Source organism: Variovorax sp. VRV01 (assembly GCF_014852545.1).
GTDB lineage: Bacteria > Pseudomonadota > Gammaproteobacteria > Burkholderiales > Burkholderiaceae_C > Variovorax > Variovorax beijingensis_A.
The window spans coordinates 1-19,067 of the sequence record NZ_JACVBS010000009.1 but is presented as its reverse complement, the minus strand read 5'-3'; the positions used below and the strand labels follow the sequence as shown (position 1 = coordinate 19,067).

Genomic DNA, 19,067 nt, shown 5'->3' with positions numbered 1-19,067 from the left:
TCTCTCATTTGAAAGAGACGGTATTCGGTACTAGGCGCTCTCTCGGACTTTCGCCTAGCGGACATTAATGGCCCAGATCTACACACTCAGGAAAAATACAAAAGCCTGCACAAACCATGCCGCTGCCAAGAGGCAAGGACCTAATCGAGAAGCGAGCGACAAAGCTCGCTCTGATTTTGGAAAAGCGCAACTCGGTTCTCTTGGCCGATGACAATATTCCGCGGCGAAATTTAACCTATCGCCTTTCTTCGTTATTTAGAAAAATCAGAACCCTCTCCTCTCCCAGTGATTTTTTTATCATTTTTTTAACCGCCGACAACAAATCGACAGCCTTCTTGTCATTAAGGCCAACTATGAATGAACTCAGCGCAGCGAGGCCATTCTCCCGGGCAATTTCAATCTCCACTAGGTCGTAGTGGTTCTTGGCGTTTGTCAAATCAGTGACGACAGAGATTAAAAATTTGCTCGGGAACACGTTTGGATTTCCTTCCACCAGCAACGCAAGCTCTTCGCGAACCATGTCGGCGTCTAGCGAGCAGTAACAAAACAAATCGATCGCCATCTTTATTCCTGAACGAAATTGAACTCAGTAAGAGCACCCGTTTTATCGATAGCGATTATCTTTTTAAGGCCTAGAATTGGATATTTGGATAACCAATCTTGAAGTGCAGCAGGAGTAGTTGGGCTACCAGTTGCGCCGGCAGCAATTCGATCAAAGGTTAGTTGAAGATCAGCTGTCACGCCGTTCATGAAACGGGTGATGATCGGGGAGCCGGCGGGTACCGCCGCATCAATTGTGGTCATTCCCCATTTGCCCCAACTATTCAAGAACAAAAGAAAACCTATCCGCCCATCCGAATTTCTCATCCTGCAATTCAACTCGCCGGAGCACATCAACAATTGCATCAAAGTCAGCCCCCAACGCTTGTTTTGACTTGCCAGACCGCTTCCAAATCAGCGTCACAGGTCTTTCAACGCTCGCGCTTAAGACATCCCATAACGCATGAAGATTTCCACCATAAAAACTTTCTATTCCAAGCGCAGACGAAAATGCGCGGTGAAAATCACTCGCTGCTTCAATGGAGTCACCATCAATGAGTATTTCCATGTTCACCCCTATTTTTTCCAAGTACCGATTGGCGCAACCGTTTTGTAGTGGTCAGTTGTTATGTACAGAAGACCATCATTGGAATAAAGCAACCGTGTACCAGGTTGATTGCTTCTGGACATGGTGTTGCTCAGTCCAATATCCACTTCCTGCCAAGTCCTGTTTGCAGCCTGCGGTAGTCCGTTGACTGGCGGAACATTGTTGAAAACGTCACCACCCAATTGTCCACCAGGAACTGAGTTGTTCAATGCCTTGCCCGGTTGCCATCCTTGTTGAGCTGCTTGCGTTTTATCGACATAGTTCGGCGGCAGTTTCCCAGTAGTCTGGAGACTTTCGACTACCTCGTTTGCGGCCTGGGTCGTCTTTAGATCCAACTTCAATCCAGCATAAGTAGTTGCGTTTGCTGTTCCTTGTGCGGAAATTCCCCCCTTTTCCCCATTAGTATTGTTAGGGGCACTTGCAGTCCCACTTGGCGCCTTGGACCCGTTTCCGGTTGCTCCCAACCTTGTGCCAATCGTGGCGCCGACGCCCGTCCCCACGATTGGTAGCGCTCCAGTGATTGCAGTTTTCAACAGATCAGCAAAGCCGGCTGTGGACTGTTGCGTCGCCAGCGCTTCGTACATCTGGGTCATATCCGTCACTTGCCGGCTAAGCAGGTCGTCCACCAGCGCCCTCTTCTCCGGCGTATCGGCATAGAAATACGCCTCAACGAGGTTGTTCAATGTCTGGTTCGCGCTGTTGGCAAGCGCAGTGCAGTTTGCAAGACTTCCCGAGCCATCGCAGGCACTCTTGATACGCGCAGATTGCCTGTCGCTGTCGCCCGTCATTTCGTCCCGCAACTTGTCGACATTGCAACTCTTGCCCGTCCCCTCTGAGCACGCGCGAAGGTCGCCCTTCAACTTGTCCGAACCGCGCAAGCTCAAAGCGTTGTTGGTGGCGGCATTCGCACTGGAGGCCGCGGCGATGTAGATGCCCTCGGCATCGAGTCCGGCCACCGCGCCCCCGATCGCGGCAAGCACTTGCGTCATCTCCACCGCTCCGGGCATCACATTGCCGTACTCGTCCCGGCCGAATGCGCCGGCCGTGAGTTCGCCGATGACGGCGCCCAGGGCTCCTGCGCCGCAGCCGCTCGAACTGTCTGCACGCACGGCACCGACTGCGCACCCTGCGATGGCGTGCAGGACGTTCTGCGTGAAGGCGTTGATGTCCCCGTCGTACGTCAATTTCCCAATGCCATCGGCGCTCTGCGCAGCGATCGTGTTCAGAAGCGCATCCGTCAACCCCGAGCGCAGCTCGTCTTCCAAGCTGGTGCCATTGATCGCACTGCGCACCACCGCGCTGGCCGCCCCGTCGATCAACTGACGCTGCAATTGGTCGGTGAACAGCGCCGAGCCGTTCGTCGCATGGGCAAGGCGGTCCGGCAGCACTTCGCTCAGCCCCTGAAGTACGCCCGCGGTCACCATGGCCGTGGCGATGTTCTTCACGCCTTCACTGCTGCCCAGTTCCTCAAGCACTTTGCCGATGTCACCGTTGTTGTTGACGAAGCTCACCGCGGCCCGGCTGGCCAGGGCGGTGACGCCGGCTTGAACCGCGCTGCCCACACCGGCGGAGACGGTCGTGCCCATGCCTGCCCCTGCCGCGGCGCCGCCCGCGGCGGTTCCTGCCTGGGCGGCCACAGGCCCGGCTACCATACCGACCACCACGCTGACGACAAGGGCGGCCACAGGCCCCATGCTGGTCTGGCTGTAGGCCCACTTCTTGTGCTCCTCCTGCACGCGCTGCCATTCGACGCTGTTCGCGAAGGCGGGGTCGGACGTGAGCTGATTCACCCAGGCCATGCCCGGCTGCTGGCCCAGCGCTGCCAGACTGTCGTTCTGGCCCACTTGCGCCGTCACGCCGCCAGCGGCCTGGATGCGCAGGTTCTGCACATTGAACAGGTTGTACCGGCTGGTCTCGTCAGTGCGACCGCTGCCCTTGGCCGAAACCCACGCGCCATCGCCGCCGTTTTCCGTGCGGCTGGCGGCACTGGTGGTACTCTGTGTGAGCAGATTGAGCTTGCCGCCGGACTGGATATCGAGGTTCTCGGCATTGGCCTGGATGGCGCCGAGCGTCATGTCGCCACCGCTTCGCAGCTGCACGTCCTTGCCCGCGAGCGTGGTGCGCGCCAAGGTGGTTTGCTGGCTGTCGGCATCCAGGCTGTAGTGGCTCATGCCTTTCCGGGTGGAATGGGTGGTTTCGGCCGACGCCTGGTTCTCGCCCGCGTACAGAGTGAGCTTGTCGCCCGCGTCGAGGCTGAGGGTCTGGCCCGCGCTCAAGGTGGCGGCCCGCCCGGTGATGTTGCCTCCGGCCGAGATGCTCACATTGCCCGCACCGCTGACGGTGGTGCCGGTTTCCTGGCTGCGCTCTTCCTTGCGCGTGTTCCTGCTGCTCCAGCGGATGTCCTCACTACGGCCGGTGGTGACCGTATCGAGGTTGACGTCGCGTCCCGCTGCGAGGGTGGCATCGCCCGCGCTTCGGACTTCTGCGCCGACCAGGTTCATGTCGCGCCCGGCCACAGCCACCAGGCTGCCTCCCGGGTTGGTCACGTACAGGCCGGCGACCCGATCGAGCGTGACAGCGGACAGGGCGACGCCGCTCGAGGCGTCCGAGCGCGCGAGTGCGCCGGCGGTGTTTCTCGAGTCGCGGGTGGTTGTCACCACATTGATGTCGCGTCCGGCCACCGCGGCCAGGCGGCTGCGGGCGTCGACGATGCCGCCGATGACGTTCAGGTCGTTCCTGGCCGTGAGGCTAACGTCGTCGCCGGTGATGCGGCCGCCCAGATTGTTGATGTTCTGGCCCGTAAGAACCACGGCGTTGCGTCCGGCAATCGTGCCGGCGTCGTTCGTGATGTCTCCTGTGAACTGCATGTTCACGCTGCGGCCCGACAGCAGCGCGCCCGAGCCGTCGATGTCGCCTTCCTTCACACGCACATAGACCTGCGGCACCAACACGCGTTGGGTGCTGCCGTCCGGCAAGGTGACGGTCTGCTCGACCAGCCAGACGATGTCGCTGGTGAGCTGGGCCATCTGGGCGTCTGTCAGGGCGATTCCCGGACGCAACCCGTATTGCTTGGCAAAGGTCGCCCCGGCGTTCATCAGCGCCGTGTACTGCGCCTCGTCGCTCTCGAAGCCGTCGAGGTAGCGGAAGCCCGTCAACTGGGCCACCTGTTCGCGGACCAGCCGTTGCTCGTAGAACCCGTCACCCAGGCGCTTCAGGGTGTTATTGGGATCCAGCCCGAGGTTGCTCAGCAGGTAGTCGCTGGACAGCCAGGTGCGGTAGTTGGCAAAGCGCGGGTCCGTCTCGATCAGGTAGCGGCTGGACGAGCCAGGATGCGTGGTGAACAGGCTGGCGGTCGGTACCGTGGCGTTGGGCACGCTGGTGCGAACGACGGTGGGCGCGGTCCCGGAGGCGGCGCCGGTTCCATTGGGCCCCGTGGCCGTTGGAACCTGAATGATGGGGTTGACGCGTGCCCCCGCCGAGACACCGCCAGTGCCTTGAGCGCCGGTGCTGGTCTGGCCCGGCGCCAGGATGCCGGTACCCGTGCCACTCCCGGTGACGGCCACATTGCCTTGCTGGCGTGCCGCCGCGAGCGTGACGCTGTCGTTGGTCGTGAGGTTGTACGGAGCCAACTGGTAGACCCGCTCGTCGCTCCCGGAGTCGTGCTCGTTGATGTAGCTGTGAATGGCGATGCCGGTCTGCACGGTGGGCGCATCGACCGTCAGGCCCTTGTTGACGATGGTCCCGCCAGTGACCGTCAGCGCGCCACCGGCGAGGATCTGGCTCATGTCGTTGACGCCGCTGGCCACGTTGATGTTCATCGTGCCGCCCGCGAGTATCTTGGCCGGCTTGGAGCTTTGCAGCACCGGCGTGGACGAGGTCACGGTGTAGTCGTACGCGTCGTAGATCGACGACATGCGCGTGGGCTTGTAGTCGTCGGGATTGGTGAGCGACGTGTGCCCCGTCATGGTGTAGATAAATTTCAGCGTGGCCTCGTCCAGCTTCTTGTGTGCCGCGCGATAGGCCTGCCACCGGTCGTATTCGGCCTGCGTGACCGGGTGGTCGAAAGGCGTGAACACCTCGTGCGGAGGCTCGCTGGTGTCCCAGCTTGTGATGCCTGTCTGCCCCACCGTGATGTCCGGATAGCGCCAGCCGACGAAGTCAGCGGGCAGGTCCTCGGCCGGCGGCGCGACGCCGAAGGTCGCCCAGATCGGATCGGTGCGCGGGTACCAGGCGCCGGGGACGGTCACTGCAGTGCAGGTGCTGTCCTCCCCGACAGTGCATTCCTGGATGGTCCGATCGTGGCTGCTGGCCGGGCTTCGCATGTAGTACGCGCGGAACTGCTCCAGCGGATAGTCGGGCGACGGGATCAGCAGACGCATGTTGGCGTTGCTGCCGGGCCCTTGCGGGTCGGTGGCTGGAACGGCGGCCCAGCCGTTCCAGCCAGTGTCCGGGAACTGTTGGAAGCCGCCGATGCTGAAGAGCACCTCGCTCGCTGCATAGCGCACGCTGCTGCCGGGGAGCGAATATTCGACGATGTGCTGGCTCGATCCCGGCTCCATCGTCCAGCTCACGCCGCCATTGGTGTTGTTGAGCACGCCCGTCTTGATGTCGACGTTGCGGGTGGCCTCGATGGTCGCAGCATGGTTGTTGACGGTACCGGCCGAGCCGGTGGCGTAGCCTGCCGCATCGAGGCGGCCACCGATGAAGAGGTCGCCGTCGCTGAAGATCAACGACCCGTCGCGGTTGTTGACGATGTCCGCACCGATGTCCAGGCGGCGACGCGCGGCAATGGTCGCGGCGCTGGTGGTGCCGTTGAGGGTTTCGGCCAGGTTGTTGAGTGTGCCGACGCCGATGGAGATCTGGTCACCGTAGATGCGGCCGGTGCCGATGTTGTTGAGGGTACCGGCATCGATGCGCGTCAAACTGCCATCGATCACGCCGCGGTTGGTCACCGTGCCGGTGGCACTGAGCCGCGTGATGGTGCCCTGGATGTCACCGGTGGCGGCGTTGTCGATGTTGGCTGCCGAAAGCGACAGGGCGTTGCCGGCGGCGATCCGGCCGCTGTTGCTGATGTTGCCGCTGGTGGCGATGCTCAGGTCGCGGTTGGCGATGGTCTCGCTGCCTGCGGCGAATACGGCGTCCTGCGTCAGGGCCAGGCGCATGTCCTGCTGGGAGAGCAGCCGGCCGGCGTTGGCGAGCGAAGCCGCATCGACCACGAGTTCCTTGCCGGCGAGCAAGGTGCCGCCGTTGGCCGCGCTCAGGGTCTTGGCGCCGGGATTGGCCGCATTGGGGTCGACGATGGCCAGCGTGTCGCCGGCGTAGATCAGACCGCCGGTGCCGTTGTCGATGCGACCGCTGCTCGTGAGGGTGGTGTTCACATCCGCCCGAATCGCACCCGCGGTGTTCTCGACGGTCGTGGCGGCGATGGCGACGTTCTGGCCCTCGATGCCTTGTTCGGCGCCGGAGGTGAGGCGGTTGTCGATGCCGCCCGCATTCAGGGTGGTCGTGGCGGTCGAGCGGATCAGGCCACCGACATTCGTAACGCTGCCGGCGTTGACGCCCAGGTCGCCCATGGCAAGGGTTTGACCGTGGCTGTTGTCGTAGCCTGCGCCCTGGGTGTTGATCGCCACCGCGGCCTGGCCGAGCACCAGGCCTGCATCGGTGTTGGTGAAGAATTGGGTCGTGGCGACCAATGCTTTGGCCGCGCCGATGAAGCCTGCCGCGTTGTTCACCGCGCCCGTGTTCAGCGTCAGCGTATCCGCGCTGACGATCCCACCCTGCCCCGTGCTGTAGCCTTCCGCATTGGTGTTCGTCAGTGCCTGGCCGTTCGTGTCGATGGCCATCGCGCCGCCGGACTGGATCAGGCCAGCGTCGTTCACCAGCGCGCCCGTGTTCAGGCCTATCGTGCCGCTAGCGCTCAACGTGCCGCGCGTGCTGTCGAGAGTGCCACCACGCGTGTCGATGGAGAGGCTGGCGCCGCTGGCCGTCCCGTCGGTGTTGGTGAGGCCACTGTTCGCAAGCGCGACCGCGCCGGACGCCAGCATGCGGCCTGCCGTGTTGACGGTGGTGCCGCTGGTCGTGACGCGCAGATCGCCGGTCACCGAAGCGAGGGTGCCTGCGGAATTGTCCAGGCTGGAGGCGTCGATCGTGGTGTCGCCATTGCCGGCCAGCGTTCCTTCGACGTTGGACACCACCCCGGCGGCCTTGACATTCAAGGTGCCTGGTGTCGTGATCACGGCCTTGTCGGTAGTCACGTTGCCCTGAGTCGCCGTGACCGCGATGTTGGCCGCGCTGGTCTGGCTGCCCGACAGATCGACGCTTGCGCCTTGCAGCGCGGCATTGCCGGCCGCCAGGTTGGTGCCGTGGGCGACCAATGCGCCGGTGCTCGTCACGTCCAGGTTGCCCGCCCCGCCGAGCGTGCCGTCGCTCTGGATGCCCGCGCCCTGCACCCCGGTGCTGCCGCCTTGCAGGCTGCCGGCCGTGATCGTGGTGTGGCGGCCGGCGGTGACGCTGCCGTCATTTACCATCGCGCCGCCGATCCCGACATGGATATCGTTCGCGCCGCGCAGGCTGCCGCTGTTGCTCAATGCGCCGGCCTGGATACCCAGATCCGTGGCCGCGTTGATGCTGCCGCCGCTGCCGTTCACCATCTGGTTGGTCACTGCGAGCTGCACGCCGGCCTGGGCCGACTGGATGCTGCCGCTGGTGTTCTCCAGCGAGCCGCTGCTCAGCGTCAGCGCCTGGTTGGAAGCCAGGGTGCCGCCGCTGTTGAGGGTGGCTCCGCCCACGCTCGCGGTCAGCGCGTTCGCACCCGAAATCGATCCACGCGTGTTGTCCGCCTTGCCGCCGACCACGAGGTGGGCGTCGGTCGCGCTCGTCAGTACGCCGTCGACGTTGAGCAGGTCGCCGCTGGTGGCGATGTTCAGCGAGCCGGCATTCAGCCGGCCGCCCGAATTGTCGAACTGGCCGACGGTGGCCGTAAAGCCATTGCTGACATTCAGCGTGCCCCCTTGATTGTTGAAGGTCGGCTGGTTGACCGTCATGCTGGCGACGCTCAGGGTGCCGCCCTTGTTATTGATGTTGGCGCTTTGCAGGTCGATGGGGCCGCCTGCATAGATGCGGCCGCCGTCATTGAGAATCACGCCCGCTGCCGTGACGGTCCCGGGCGATGGCGCCACATACGGCGCGGGGGTGACGGTGCCGCCGGTTCCCGCCGTTCCACCTGTGGTGGGCGCGCTCGGGGGGGTGATGCCGCCATCGGTACCGCCACCTGTGCTCGGACCCGTGCCACCACCGGGCTGCGACGGGGTGTCCGGGGCCGGCTCCGGCCCGACCACACCGCCGGCCGTGTTGCTCAGCACCGGTGCCGAGATCGTCAGCCCCGTGCTGCTGGTCTGGCGGAGGGTGCCGCCGCGGTTGTCGATGTTGCCGGCCGTGCTGGCGAGTTCCTGCCGCGCGCCTTCGAGCGTGCCGCCCTTGCCGTCGAGCGAATTCGCCAGGTCGCCCTGCGAAGCGATCTTCAGATTGCCGCCGCTGCTGATGCGGCCGCTGTTGCCCAGACTCGCGGCCGCGAGGTTCACATCGGCCGTGCCCTGGATCGTGCCGATGTTCTCCAGGCGTCCGGCGCTGGTGACCACGAGCTGGCCCGCGCCTGCCAACGCACTGGTGCCCGGTGCAGCCTGGATGGTGCCGGCATTGCGCACGCCGAGGCCGGCTTCGGTGCCCACCAGCACGATTTTTCCGGCATACATGCCGCCGAGGGCGGCCACGTCCAAGGCAAAGGTGGGGGCCGCACCGGTGCCTGTCGTCGGCGTGACCTGGCCGTGGTCGGCGCTGACCGTGTTCGCGCCGGTCACCACCTTCAGTTCGCTGGCCCAGATGCCTGCATTGGCTTCCACGGCACGCGCAAGAATCGCGGCGTAATCCGTCTTGCTCGCATCCAGGCCTGCACCGTTGATCGTGATGGTGCCGCCCCGCACGAGGAAGCTGTCGAGGCCACCGAACGCATTGAGCTGTGGCGTCCCGGTCGTGAGCGTGGCACGGCTGGCGTTGATGAAGCCGGCACCGTCGACGCTGATGCCGGCGGGGTTGGCAATGATGATCTCCGCGCGCTGTCCCGCCACTTCCATGTACCCGCGAAGCTGGCTGGGATTCCCGCCGTTGACTTCGTTCAGGATGATGCGTGCCGGCCCGCCCGCGAGGTAGGGATTGCTTTGAACGATGCCGCCGAGCTGTGTGGCTGCATTGACGCGGCTGTTGTTGAAGATGGCCCCGTTCGGGGCCACGTTGAACTGGTTGTAGACGTTGCGGGACACACCCGCCGCACTCGGGGTCTGCACGTTGATCAACGGGACCCCGTTCGGCGCAACGAGCACCGTGGGGCGCAGGTTGCCGGGAACATTGGGCGCCCCGACGATCTGGGCATGCGCAGACGGGGCCATCAGCATGCCTGCAAGGGCGGCTCCCACGAGCATCGGCGCAAAGGCCGCCGCACCGGCGAACGCGCCGCTTGCAACGGCGGTCGCCTTCGACGATCCCTTGCCGGTGCTCTTCGCGGTCTCCTGAACCACCATGCGCAGCCCACGTTTGGCATTGAAAACGATGCGGTGCAAATGGCGATTCATGTTCTGGTGCTCCCTCTAGGATTGGCTGCCGGGCATCGTTATTTGTGACAGGATGCTTCGGCGGGCCGATTATGGGAGGGGGCCCTCTGGTTCGTGCGGTACTTGTTCACGAATCCTGCAGACTTAAGAATCACCACCGCCGCGTGTAATTCGTGAGCATTACTTTTGAGTGCCCGGCGTTGGATGAGTGCAACGGACCGAACTCGACGAGCGGCGCCAACGGCACGCGCATTCCCTGGCGCCTCGGGAAAAACACCATCCACCGGCACAGCCGTCCGGCGGCGGGAGGCGCCGTTCTCGGGAACCGACATTCACCAGCGCCTGTCCGACCCAGCAGCCGCACGGCCCGTACGAGCCGAGGCAAGCTGCCATCGGCAGCCGTGAGTCAAGTCATTCCGGATGGATGGCACGACGCGATCGGACGGCCGCCGTGCACCCCGGGCGCTTCACCTGCCGAGATGCTCGCGTTCGCGCCGGTGCCCCTCGTGAGCGACCGGACGGTGCGCGCCATGGCCAGGCCATCGACTGCAGCCTGAAGCGCTGGGTGGCAGCTGCGTGACTCCGACGAGCCGGCGCGGCCCCGTCGGCAACGATCAGGTGACATCGACCTGCTGCTGCCGCACCTCTGGCGGCCATCCGCGGCGGCCGCGAGCGCCGACGCGCGCAAGGGATGGCCCGCGTGTGTCAGCTCCCCTGGTTTTTCCGGGGCGAAGCGCTCCCGTCCAGCGGGGCGCAGCGACGTTGCCCCTCTTCATCCCGGACCGCCGTCCTGTGACGCTCATCTCGACGAACGCAACCCTGAAGTCCAACCTGCCGCGTCTCTGTTGAAGGCGCCGGAGTCGGGGAATCCAACAGGGCGAGAAAGCAAGGCATCCGGACCCCGCCCGAAGGCCCCGGAACGCCCCGCTCCACTCAGTTCATTCGGCGCAGGTGCGCGACGGGCAAGTTCGAGTAGCCGTCCGGATCATCGATCCACCGCTGAATCGCTGCGCGCGGCCATCCGCAGGCGCGTCCTCCCAGGTGCACGGGAGGCGGGAACTTGCCGTCGGCGATCCGTCGATACACGGTGGTACGACTCAGCGCGGTGATCCGGATCACATCGGCCATGCGAAAGAACGCAGGGCCGGCCGCCGACTGAAAGTCAACATCGCCGCGGTTGGCATGGTGTTCGATATGCATGACAAATCCTCGAAATGGAGCCCGGCCTTCAAGGCGGCTTGCGTTGGAAGAGGAATGCCTTCCTTGGAGAACTCGGACAGAGAGGGCAGCGCAGCAGCACCAGCCCGCCACACGTCACCAGAAGTCCCCTGCCCTCCCGTCCCGCGGGTGGGGTTTCAGGCAGGGAGTTCGGCGAGCGTGCAATCAAGCCCGCGGGCGGTCAACTGTCACTTCTGACAGGGGTGCGGGACGGCCGATCACCGGACACGCGGCGGAGGCGGCCCGGTGGGCGCGTGCTCCGGCGCACGGCGCTTCTCGGTCCCTCGCCAGCGATCGGCGATCCTCTGCGCATCGGTCTGTACACCTGGCATGCGCGCGACGAAGCGCTCCGCCTGTGCGGCCAGATCACCTTCCCCCTGTCTTCGAAGTGCATCCGCCGTTGCGCGCCAGTCCACCACCACCTCCCGCCGGGTGCTCCGCATCGCCTCCTGGCCAGCATCCAACGCGCCCGGCCCCGAGCGGAGGACCTGGAGCAGGCTCGCCAGCTTGGCGCGCATGAAGGTCGAGGTCTTTGGCGGTCGATGCCTGGACCGGTCGCTCGGCGGCAGTTGCCCGAATGCCCGAAGCGCGCGCAGCCGGTGATGAATCGCATCCCTGTACGGCTTGCGGGTCTGCCCTCGCACCTGGCGCGGTGTGGCATTGGCCGCCACACCTTGCTCCCGCATCAGTGCGGCGAACTGCTCGCGCCACTGGCGCAGCGTGTCCTTTCGGATGTAGAGGCGCTTGCCAGGCTCGAACTCGTGCTCGCACTTGACGACCAGGTGCACATGCGGGTGCGGCTGGTCCGTATGCAGCACCATGGCGTAGCGATATTGCAGCGCGAAGTTCTCGCGCGCAAAGACGCGGGCGGCAGCCCGTATCTTGTCCGGTGGCGTGCCGGCAGGCATGGACAAGACGATGTTGTGCACCAGCTTCGCACGCGTGTCTTTCTGCCCCGGCGCGGGTTTCGGCTTGTACTGGCTTCTGCAAAGCGCCAGCTGCCAGTCGGCCGTGATCTCCTTGGCGGCACCCCGGCCCTGCGGCGCCAGTCCCTCGTCGGTTTCCAGCTGCAGCTTGCCGTGCCGGCCGATGTAGCGCAGATGGGCCTCGACGCCGCCGATGTCCCGTCCGCCGCCGGAGACTTTCACCATCACCTCGGGCGTGCGCCCCACCGTGCGCTGGATCTGGGCGATCTGGTCGGCGCCGAAGCGCAGCGTGCCGCCCGGTCCCCGCCGGCCGTAGCTCACGATGTCGAGCGTCATGTCGCGCGGCGCATCGGCCGCGCCGCGGCCGCTTCGGCCCAAGCGCCCCGTCTGTTCAGGCACGGGCACTCCCGGCGCCGGTCTCCCAGCTGACCAGGTTGCGGCGCACGATGGCGGCCGTGGCTTCGCGGGCCTCGTCGACTTCCCGCCGGACCCGCGCGATCGTTTCACTCAGGTCCGATGCAGGCTGAGACAGAGTGTTCGGCATGCCGAACATTCGGAGCTGCCGCCCCAGCGCGGCCAGTTGGGCGCTGGTCGCTTTGATCTGGTCCAGTTCGTTCGGCGGCAGCACGGCCGCGTCACGCACATGGTTGTGGATCAGCAGGGCGAGGTAGCTGGCTGTCTTCATTCCACGGACACGGGCTCGTCCGGCCGCCAGTGCGCGATCGCCCCTGCGAAGCCGCAGCGTGATGCGATCCACCACGCCAGAGTCGTTTTCGGATTCGCACAGGGGTCGCTGTGCGCCAGAGCCCAGCGAGATGTCGCCGTTGGTCTTGAGGACCTCGTCGACCATCTTCGCAAGCAGGCTCGACGCACTGAGGTGATGCCGCGCGGCCAGCGCGACGAAGCGCGCCCTCGTCTCGGGCGACACCCGGGTTCCAATCACGCGGCTAGGTCGAGAGGACTGGGTCATTGCAACGCCATGGCTGTTAACAATGTCTGACGGCAGTCTATCCTGCCCTCATGGCCGCACAAGGACTTTGCCCTCGGAATTCCAGCGTCGAACTCCCCTCGCCGTTTCACCGCTCCCGGCGCGTTGCGGTCGATCGGCAGTTCGGAGCCGTCCATCGATGTTCGGCATGCCGAACATTGCGGAGGTAGACGGAACGATCCCGCCCTCGTAGCCGCACAAAGACGTTGCCTTCGAAGTTTCGACGTCGTCCTGCGTCCGCTGCGTCCGCTGCGTCCAGGCTACCGAAACCGAAAATTTGTTCCGCTCGCGGAGCAAGCCCGCCCGGCCGCTGCATAAATTTCCTCACGGCTCCATCAAGCGGAAGACCTCAGCTGTTGCTACCGTTCGAGACTTTCTCGGTGTTCGGCATGCCGAACACCGAGAAACAGAACCAGACGGAAGGGTGAATTCGACACGCAGCGAATTCGGGGGGAACCATCGAATGGGTATTCGCGTTGCCCGCGTAGCGCGGCAGGGCTGCCGCGGCCAGCCTACTCTCGCAGCGTGAACACCACCGACAGGTAAGAGACCGGCTGGGTCCGAATGGCCTCGATCCCATGCAGTGCGGTCGCATCGAACAGCAGCGAGTCCCCCGCCCTCACCTCCGCAGTCCTGCCGCCGTAACGGTAGCTGACCTCCCCGGACAGGAAGTACAGGAACTTGAGACCCGGGTGCTGGAAGGTCACGTAGGGATCGGCGCCGGGCAGCAGCGTGACCAGGTACGGCTCGACGAACAGGTTGCCCGACAGCAGGTGACCCAGCAGCTCGTAGCGGTAGTCCGCCACGGCGCCGATGCGATCGACCAAGACACCCTGTCCTGCACGCACATGGCAAAAGTCCGTGCGCCGCGCCTGATCACTGAAGAAGCGGGAGGTCGGCACATGCAGCCCCTGCGCGAGGCGCTCCAAGGTCTCCACCGAAGGCGAGACCAGACCGCGCTCGATGCGCGAGAGCATCGAGGCAGAAATCCCCGAGGTCTTGGCCAGTTCGCCGCCAGACACCTCGGCGGCCATGCGCAGCGCCCTCACCTGCGCCCCAATGCGCGTCGCCGACGGGCTGCGCGCCGCATGCGTCGATCGGCGCGCCTTTGCGGGCAATGCGGACGTGGGGATTCGTACTGGTCGCGCGGTTGGCAACGGTGACGCTTGATAGATAGCCATGACCGGTTTTTCTATGCAGTGTATATGCCGTCGATTCTAGGGCTGCAAAGAAAGATCGTCAGCATGTATGCCCATTGCCGCCAAGAGATCGAACCTGCAGGCTCCAACGCACAGAGAGCCCATTTCGATCGCACTCGGCAAACGTCTCAAAGAACTTCGGATAAAAGCAGATAGATCTCAGACCGAACTCGCCTTCGACTGCGAACTTGATCGGACCTACATATCGCTCATCGAGCGAGGACTAGCGAATCCATCGCTGTGGACTCTTGGCACACTGGCATTCGCGTTAAGAACGACAGTCCCGGATCTATTGCAAGGCAATACGTATGTCGTTGAGCCATCCATGGGTGAGCAAAGCAGAAAGCGTCGAGTGAATCAGGCCTCCCACGAGTCAAAACTCGCCATCGGCAGCAGGCGTTCGCAGCTGCGTTGACGGTTCTCTCGATGGGCAAGTTGGCGATCGATTTGGGGGCGACGCGTATCAAAACCATCCTTTGAGGTATGCCTGGCTTTAATCGCACGCGCATTGCGGTGGGCGTTGGCCCGCACCTCATAGACCAGCCGATAGCTCTCGTGGCCAAGGACAAGGGGCTGGAGTTGTCGTTCGATGCCGTTAAGGCCCCGGGCAAGGTGGCGCTGGACCAGGTTATCGGCGGGATTGCATAGCAGATGCGCATGGATGAGACTTTCTCGGCAGCCGTCGGCCGGTTGGCCGAGCGCCCCTGCTAGGACGGGCAGGACAGATTCCGGGCACCCGCGAACTGATCCCACATCGACTTGACCTTGGTCCAGACCGTCCTGGATCGAAGGATGTCCAGAGGCTCGTGCATCCCAAGTCAACTCGGGAGATGCAATGCCAGGCCCACCGAGGGAGTCGAAGTGAACGCCCTGGACGAAGCCAGCATCGCGAAGTAGGAGCAGGTGACTGACCTGCCCCTTCTGCCGTGCCATTCATAACGAGGAAGTCCGGGTTGCAAGATTAATTGATCTCGGTGGTTGTTGAGCTGGATCGAGCTGCATCGCCAGCGCGCTGGCGATGCAGCTCGGCGAACTTCGACGGAGGCATTCGCTGGCAACTGCTGTGCGGCCTGACCTCGTTGTAGTCCTGGCGCCAGAGCGTGATGGCCGATCGGGCCTGCTGCAGCGTCTCGAACCACTGTTCGTTCAGGCACTCGTCCCTGAACTTGCCGTTGAAGCTCTCGATGTAGCCGTTCTGCATGGGCCGTCCCGGCTCGATCAGGATGTGACGGATGCCGTGGGCCTACGAAGACATCTGGTTCGACGAGAAGCTCTTGCGACTCGACGGCGAATAGCAGCGCGGCGTACTCACACAGCTATGGCACAGTTCGGCCAATACCGGAACTTCGTCGCTGCCGCACAACGGTCGCAATCTGTATTCCTTGTGAGCGCGTGCGTACTAACGGAGGGTCCCTCAACAATCGTGCAGAAGCTGCTTTCGGGCGAGGGCGGCGAGGCCCTTCATCTGGCTTTTAAATCATCATGTCGCGAGGGGAAACCTGGCCTATGAATCTCAAGCCCAAATTCCAGCTCGGCCTGTTCTACAAAGTCCGAAATGGCCGCGAGGACAAGCTCGGCGGACTGGCTTTCGGTTTCCCTGCCGAGCGTTGGCCCACATGTTTCGTATGCGGTCGTCCGCAAAACTTCATAGGCCAATTTCACCACTCGGATGTTCTCAATATGGGTCAGGAGGGGCGCGCGCTCTACCTATTCCAATGTCCGGACGGGGCTTTGTGCGGGGATTGGGACTATCTTTCTGGCGCGAACGCGGCGGTGATCCTGAATAGGGATGAGCAGACCGACGTCAGCGCGCCATCGCCGGAGGGCGCAGAAGTGGAGCCCGAAGCCATCATTGTTGGGTGGGATGCTACTGAGCCCTCGCCGTGGGACTCTTACCTGGGCGCCCTGCCTTCGTATGGGCCGAATCACCAAGAAGGTTCGGAACCACCTGGTCGATTCTTGGTTCAGTTGGTCGGAACGGTGGCGCCCGAGGGACCTCCTCCATCCCCCGTCGAAACAGGGGCAGAGCATCTGCACTACTGGGGCGGGGAGTTCGGTCAGGACCACATGAGGGCAGAGGCACCGCCGAACGAGAGACGCCACTACGGCGCATGGTCAAGAGGTCAGGTGGACCTTCCCGGAAGGCCATCGCAAGTTTTGGTGCGGGAGACCGGTGAATGGTTCTTCGAGTGGGCGAATTTCGGAGGCGGTACGGCCTATGTATTCGTCGACGATGAGGCCAAGAAGGCGTTCATGTTCAGCGAACGCTAGCGTTCAGTGAGCATCCCAGCAACCTACGCAATCGGCCAAGACCCGTCATTCGGCGAGCACCACAATTTGCCGATTTGCAGTCGTTCGCCCCTCTCCCCAAAAGTACCGATGCCACTTCAGTTCTTCGACGCATCCCTGGTCTGCCCCACCTCGAAGCGCGAGCTCGATGAGATGAGGGAAATGGTTCGCGCCGATTCTCCTTCCTTCGAGTTCGACCCTGCCTACCTGCAGGTCGTCTAGGAGTTCAACGGTGGCAGGCCCTCAACGAGATACTTTCACACGCGCAATGGTCAGCTTGCTCCACCGATAGAACGCTTCCTCCACTACACGGCCGGTCATGACCTTAAGGACCATCAGCTCGGATTCTTAAACGCCAATGTCTTCTGGTCCGCTCTGGAAAATCGTCTCGGGACGCTTCTGCCGTTTGCCGTGCTGGCAAACAACGATGCGCTTTGCTTCGACTGCGGCTCGGGCGAGTCGCCGGTCGTCCTCTGGAGCAACGAGCGGTCCGTAGAAGACGAGCCGTCATACGAGCATGTAGCGGATTCGTTCGACGACTTCTGCGCAGCACTCTCGTCCGTGGCCGCCGAGTGACCGCGATGCGCCGGACTCGGCGACCTTGGAGCGGCGCCGAAGCGCCCTCCCAACCGGCTACAGTCGGCCAAGACCAGACACCCACGATGACCAGTCACCTGCCTACTGCCTACCGAGCATTCATCAACGCGAACGGCGTGTTCGAGGGCTTCGTCGTCATGGGTGACGAGGAGCAGTACATCATCCTTTGGGGCGAGGACGAGGTGACTACGGCCAACGTTGAAATGGAAGTTGGCGCATACGCTCCGGGCTTCGTGGCGTTCGCCGGGAACGGTGGTGGTGATATCTACGCCTTTGACGAGGCCGGCGCCGTCTTCATGCTGCCTATGATTGGAATGGCACCAGACGTTGCCATCAAAGTAGCTGATGACTTTCCCGGGCTTGCCCGAGGCTTCCAGCGTGAGGCTGCCCTCGGCACCTGACGCTTGCCCCACCGGCGGCAGTCGGCCAACAGCAGTCCTTCGAACTCAACTCAGGATTCGCGGCGCTACGCGCCCGGAGTATCACCATTGCTTATGTTCAAGCGCGGCCTAAACCTGTTTCGCCCTGCTGCTGCACCTTCCCAGCAGACCGACACCGTTGCTCCAGCAAATCCGTCAGAACCGAGCCTCCCGCTCTCGCTGGACGCCCTGTATGCGACCATGGCACCCTACCACCGCGAAAAGCGTTGGATGGACCTGTTTTTCGAGTTCCTTGTTCTCGACGTGATTGGTCAGCTCCCGGCTGCGACTCAGGAATCAATCGACGCACTCGTAGTCAAGCATCCGGTCTTCTTTGCCGACACTAGAGGTGACTGGCGGACAGGGACCAGGAAGGCGCTTCAGTTGTCCGTGACCATCGACATTGCGATTCTTGACCTCTGGTTTGGTAAGAGCGCGGAGGCAAGCGCAGAAGGCTGGCTCTACCACCCGTGGAGCTTTGCCAGGGACTTTCACCAGCAATTTGTGGCAGACGGCAGCCGCGTAGATGTCTGGGAAGGCGACAGCTTCGAGCTCGCGAAGGCGCGGATAGCCGCGGCGCAGGCCGCTCCGCGGCACTAAAACGGCCAAGGGCTACCGTCGGCTGTCGGCGGCCACAAGGAAGCGGTTGACCACTGCATTCGAAGCGCGTGCGCACTGACCTCGGGTCCGGCAACAATCGGCTAAGACCAGACGGTCGTCAACGACCACAGATTCACCCGTAAGCGGACGCTCGGAAAGTTTCTCGGCATGGAGATTCCTGAATCCAACAATGTGTATGGGCTCATCGATTGCGGCGGCCGCATGAAGGAGTTCGCCGCGGCCTTGCAGCGCATTCGTGGCGCTGAGGTTCGGCTAAAGATCTCCGAGTTCGACGGAGCGCAGAGCATTCGCATGGACACCCCCGGTTCGTCATTCCATGCGTACAAGAGCCTCGATAGCGAGTTTCTCTTCAATGGATCGGTGGCCGGAGAGGCTGAATCCACATGCCAGTTCACAAGGGAGCTGTACAACGTCTTGCATGAGGCGGGGTTTCGCGCTCGTTTCGACGTCTATGACGAGGACGGCGCGACCCTGGCTACGATTGGCGAAGACTTCAGTCCGGCCTCGTAGGCGGGGCACGGCCTCGGCCAAAACCCGACGTTCGGCAACAAGCCACACCACAGAGAGATTTGGGCATGACCACAGACGCTGATATTGCGAGGCGCGCCCTCGACTTCCAAGCTCGCGCGAAGGATTTTCCACTTGTGAGCTTGCCAAGCTATCGGGCGTGGTCAGAGCGCAAGCTTCAGGAAGGAATTTCTGAGGCCCTCATTGCGCATCTCGATGCCATGAGCATGCATCTTCTGCCCGAAGAAGTTCGGGGTGTGACCGAAGACATATTTGAGGAACTCTTAGCCGATTTGCGTGATGCTACAGGGGACACTTGACTCTTGTCGGCCAGAACCGGTCCTTCACCGCGCGGTCAAATCCGGTCCCGTGGGGCCCTAGGTTAACGAGCAAGGTTTCCTGTTTCTAGCAAGGGAAGTGCTATGGATTTCGAGTCGCTGCTTGGGCGTCAGTTGAAAGACGACGAGGTTGTCGAAGTGTTGGAGGTGCGGGACATGCAAGTCGTCTACGACTTCGACCGAACACACGAGAACCTTGAGGATGTTTATTGGGC

The 19,067-nt window shown here is 63.1% G+C and carries 16 protein-coding genes and 2 pseudogenes; 8 read left to right on the top strand and 10 right to left on the bottom strand.

All coding sequences use genetic code 11. From position 1 onward, the window contains the following. Positions 1–235: 235 nt before the first annotated feature. The 8 genes from IB278_RS17070 to IB278_RS17035 form a co-directional block, all read right to left on the bottom strand. The gene (locus IB278_RS17070; protein ID WP_192324460.1) at positions 236–562 is read right to left on the bottom strand and encodes a hypothetical protein; all 327 of its coding nucleotides are present in this window, start codon (positions 560–562) and stop codon (positions 236–238) included. A 2-nt stretch (positions 563–564) separates the two neighbouring features. Then, positions 565–804 (bottom strand): hypothetical protein, encoded by a 240-nt coding sequence (locus IB278_RS17065; RefSeq protein WP_192324458.1) that lies wholly within the window; start codon positions 802–804, stop codon positions 565–567. Between the two features lie 16 nt (positions 805–820). After that, complete coding sequence (locus IB278_RS17060) at positions 821–1,108, bottom strand: barstar family protein (protein WP_192324456.1); 288 nt, start codon at positions 1,106–1,108, stop codon at positions 821–823. 8 nt (positions 1,109–1,116) lie between these two features. Beyond that, entirely contained in the window at positions 1,117–9,771 is an 8,655-nt protein-coding gene (locus IB278_RS17055) for a filamentous hemagglutinin N-terminal domain-containing protein (RefSeq protein ID WP_192324454.1), read from the bottom strand. A 912-nt stretch (positions 9,772–10,683) separates the two neighbouring features. Continuing rightward, on the bottom strand, positions 10,684–10,950 hold the full coding sequence (locus IB278_RS17050; protein WP_192324452.1) for a helix-turn-helix transcriptional regulator: 267 nt from the start codon (positions 10,948–10,950) through the stop codon (positions 10,684–10,686). A 236-nt stretch (positions 10,951–11,186) separates the two neighbouring features. Continuing rightward, on the bottom strand, positions 11,187–12,230 hold the full coding sequence (locus tag IB278_RS17045; protein WP_192324450.1) for a relaxase/mobilization nuclease domain-containing protein: 1,044 nt from the start codon (positions 12,228–12,230) through the stop codon (positions 11,187–11,189). 55 nt (positions 12,231–12,285) lie between these two features. Beyond that, a complete protein-coding gene (locus IB278_RS33855; protein WP_225612979.1) occupies positions 12,286–12,864 on the bottom strand; it encodes a hypothetical protein in 579 nt (192 codons plus the stop codon). Between the two features lie 530 nt (positions 12,865–13,394). Beyond that, positions 13,395–13,931 (bottom strand): helix-turn-helix domain-containing protein, encoded by a 537-nt coding sequence (locus tag IB278_RS17035; RefSeq protein ID WP_192324698.1) that lies wholly within the window; start codon positions 13,929–13,931, stop codon positions 13,395–13,397. A gap of 199 nt (positions 13,932–14,130) precedes the next feature. On the opposite strand from IB278_RS17035, the gene IB278_RS17030 reads away from it, so the two are divergent. After that, the gene (locus tag IB278_RS17030; RefSeq protein ID WP_192324448.1) at positions 14,131–14,496 is read left to right on the top strand and encodes a helix-turn-helix domain-containing protein; all 366 of its coding nucleotides are present in this window, start codon (positions 14,131–14,133) and stop codon (positions 14,494–14,496) included. Here IB278_RS17030 and IB278_RS17025 read toward each other — a convergent pair. Together IB278_RS17025 and IB278_RS17020 are read right to left on the bottom strand one after the other, a co-directional pair. Further along, entirely contained in the window at positions 14,439–15,014 is a 576-nt protein-coding gene (locus IB278_RS17025; protein WP_192324713.1) for a hypothetical protein, read from the bottom strand. The two genes, IB278_RS17030 and IB278_RS17025, sit on opposite strands and share 58 nt — an antisense overlap. A gap of 28 nt (positions 15,015–15,042) precedes the next feature. Continuing rightward, a pseudogene (locus tag IB278_RS17020) lies at positions 15,043–15,321 on the bottom strand (integrase core domain-containing protein); the annotation flags it as partial. Between the two features lie 266 nt (positions 15,322–15,587). Here IB278_RS17020 and IB278_RS17015 point away from each other — a divergent pair. From IB278_RS17015 to IB278_RS16990, 7 genes and pseudogenes are all read left to right on the top strand, one after another. Next, complete coding sequence (locus IB278_RS17015; RefSeq protein ID WP_192324446.1) at positions 15,588–16,352, top strand: hypothetical protein; 765 nt, start codon at positions 15,588–15,590, stop codon at positions 16,350–16,352. A 108-nt stretch (positions 16,353–16,460) separates the two neighbouring features. Next, a complete protein-coding gene (locus IB278_RS34075; RefSeq protein WP_263864256.1) occupies positions 16,461–16,592 on the top strand; it encodes a hypothetical protein in 132 nt (43 codons plus the stop codon). 15 nt (positions 16,593–16,607) lie between these two features. Then, positions 16,608–16,946, top strand: a pseudogene (locus IB278_RS17010) (SMI1/KNR4 family protein); the annotation flags it as partial. An 86-nt stretch (positions 16,947–17,032) separates the two neighbouring features. Continuing rightward, positions 17,033–17,368: an SMI1/KNR4 family protein gene (locus tag IB278_RS17005; protein WP_192324444.1), complete on the top strand. Its 336-nt coding sequence runs from the start codon at positions 17,033–17,035 to the stop codon at positions 17,366–17,368. An 87-nt stretch (positions 17,369–17,455) separates the two neighbouring features. Further along, complete coding sequence (locus IB278_RS17000) at positions 17,456–17,986, top strand: hypothetical protein (RefSeq protein WP_192324442.1); 531 nt, start codon at positions 17,456–17,458, stop codon at positions 17,984–17,986. Between the two features lie 168 nt (positions 17,987–18,154). Further along, positions 18,155–18,517, top strand: a complete 363-nt coding sequence (locus IB278_RS16995) for a hypothetical protein (RefSeq protein WP_192324440.1) — start codon at positions 18,155–18,157, stop codon at positions 18,515–18,517. Positions 18,518–18,582: 65 nt separating this feature from the next. Continuing rightward, positions 18,583–18,834, top strand: coding sequence for a hypothetical protein (locus tag IB278_RS16990; RefSeq protein WP_192324438.1), 252 nt, complete (start codon positions 18,583–18,585; stop codon positions 18,832–18,834). The last annotated feature ends 233 nt before the right edge of the window (positions 18,835–19,067 follow it).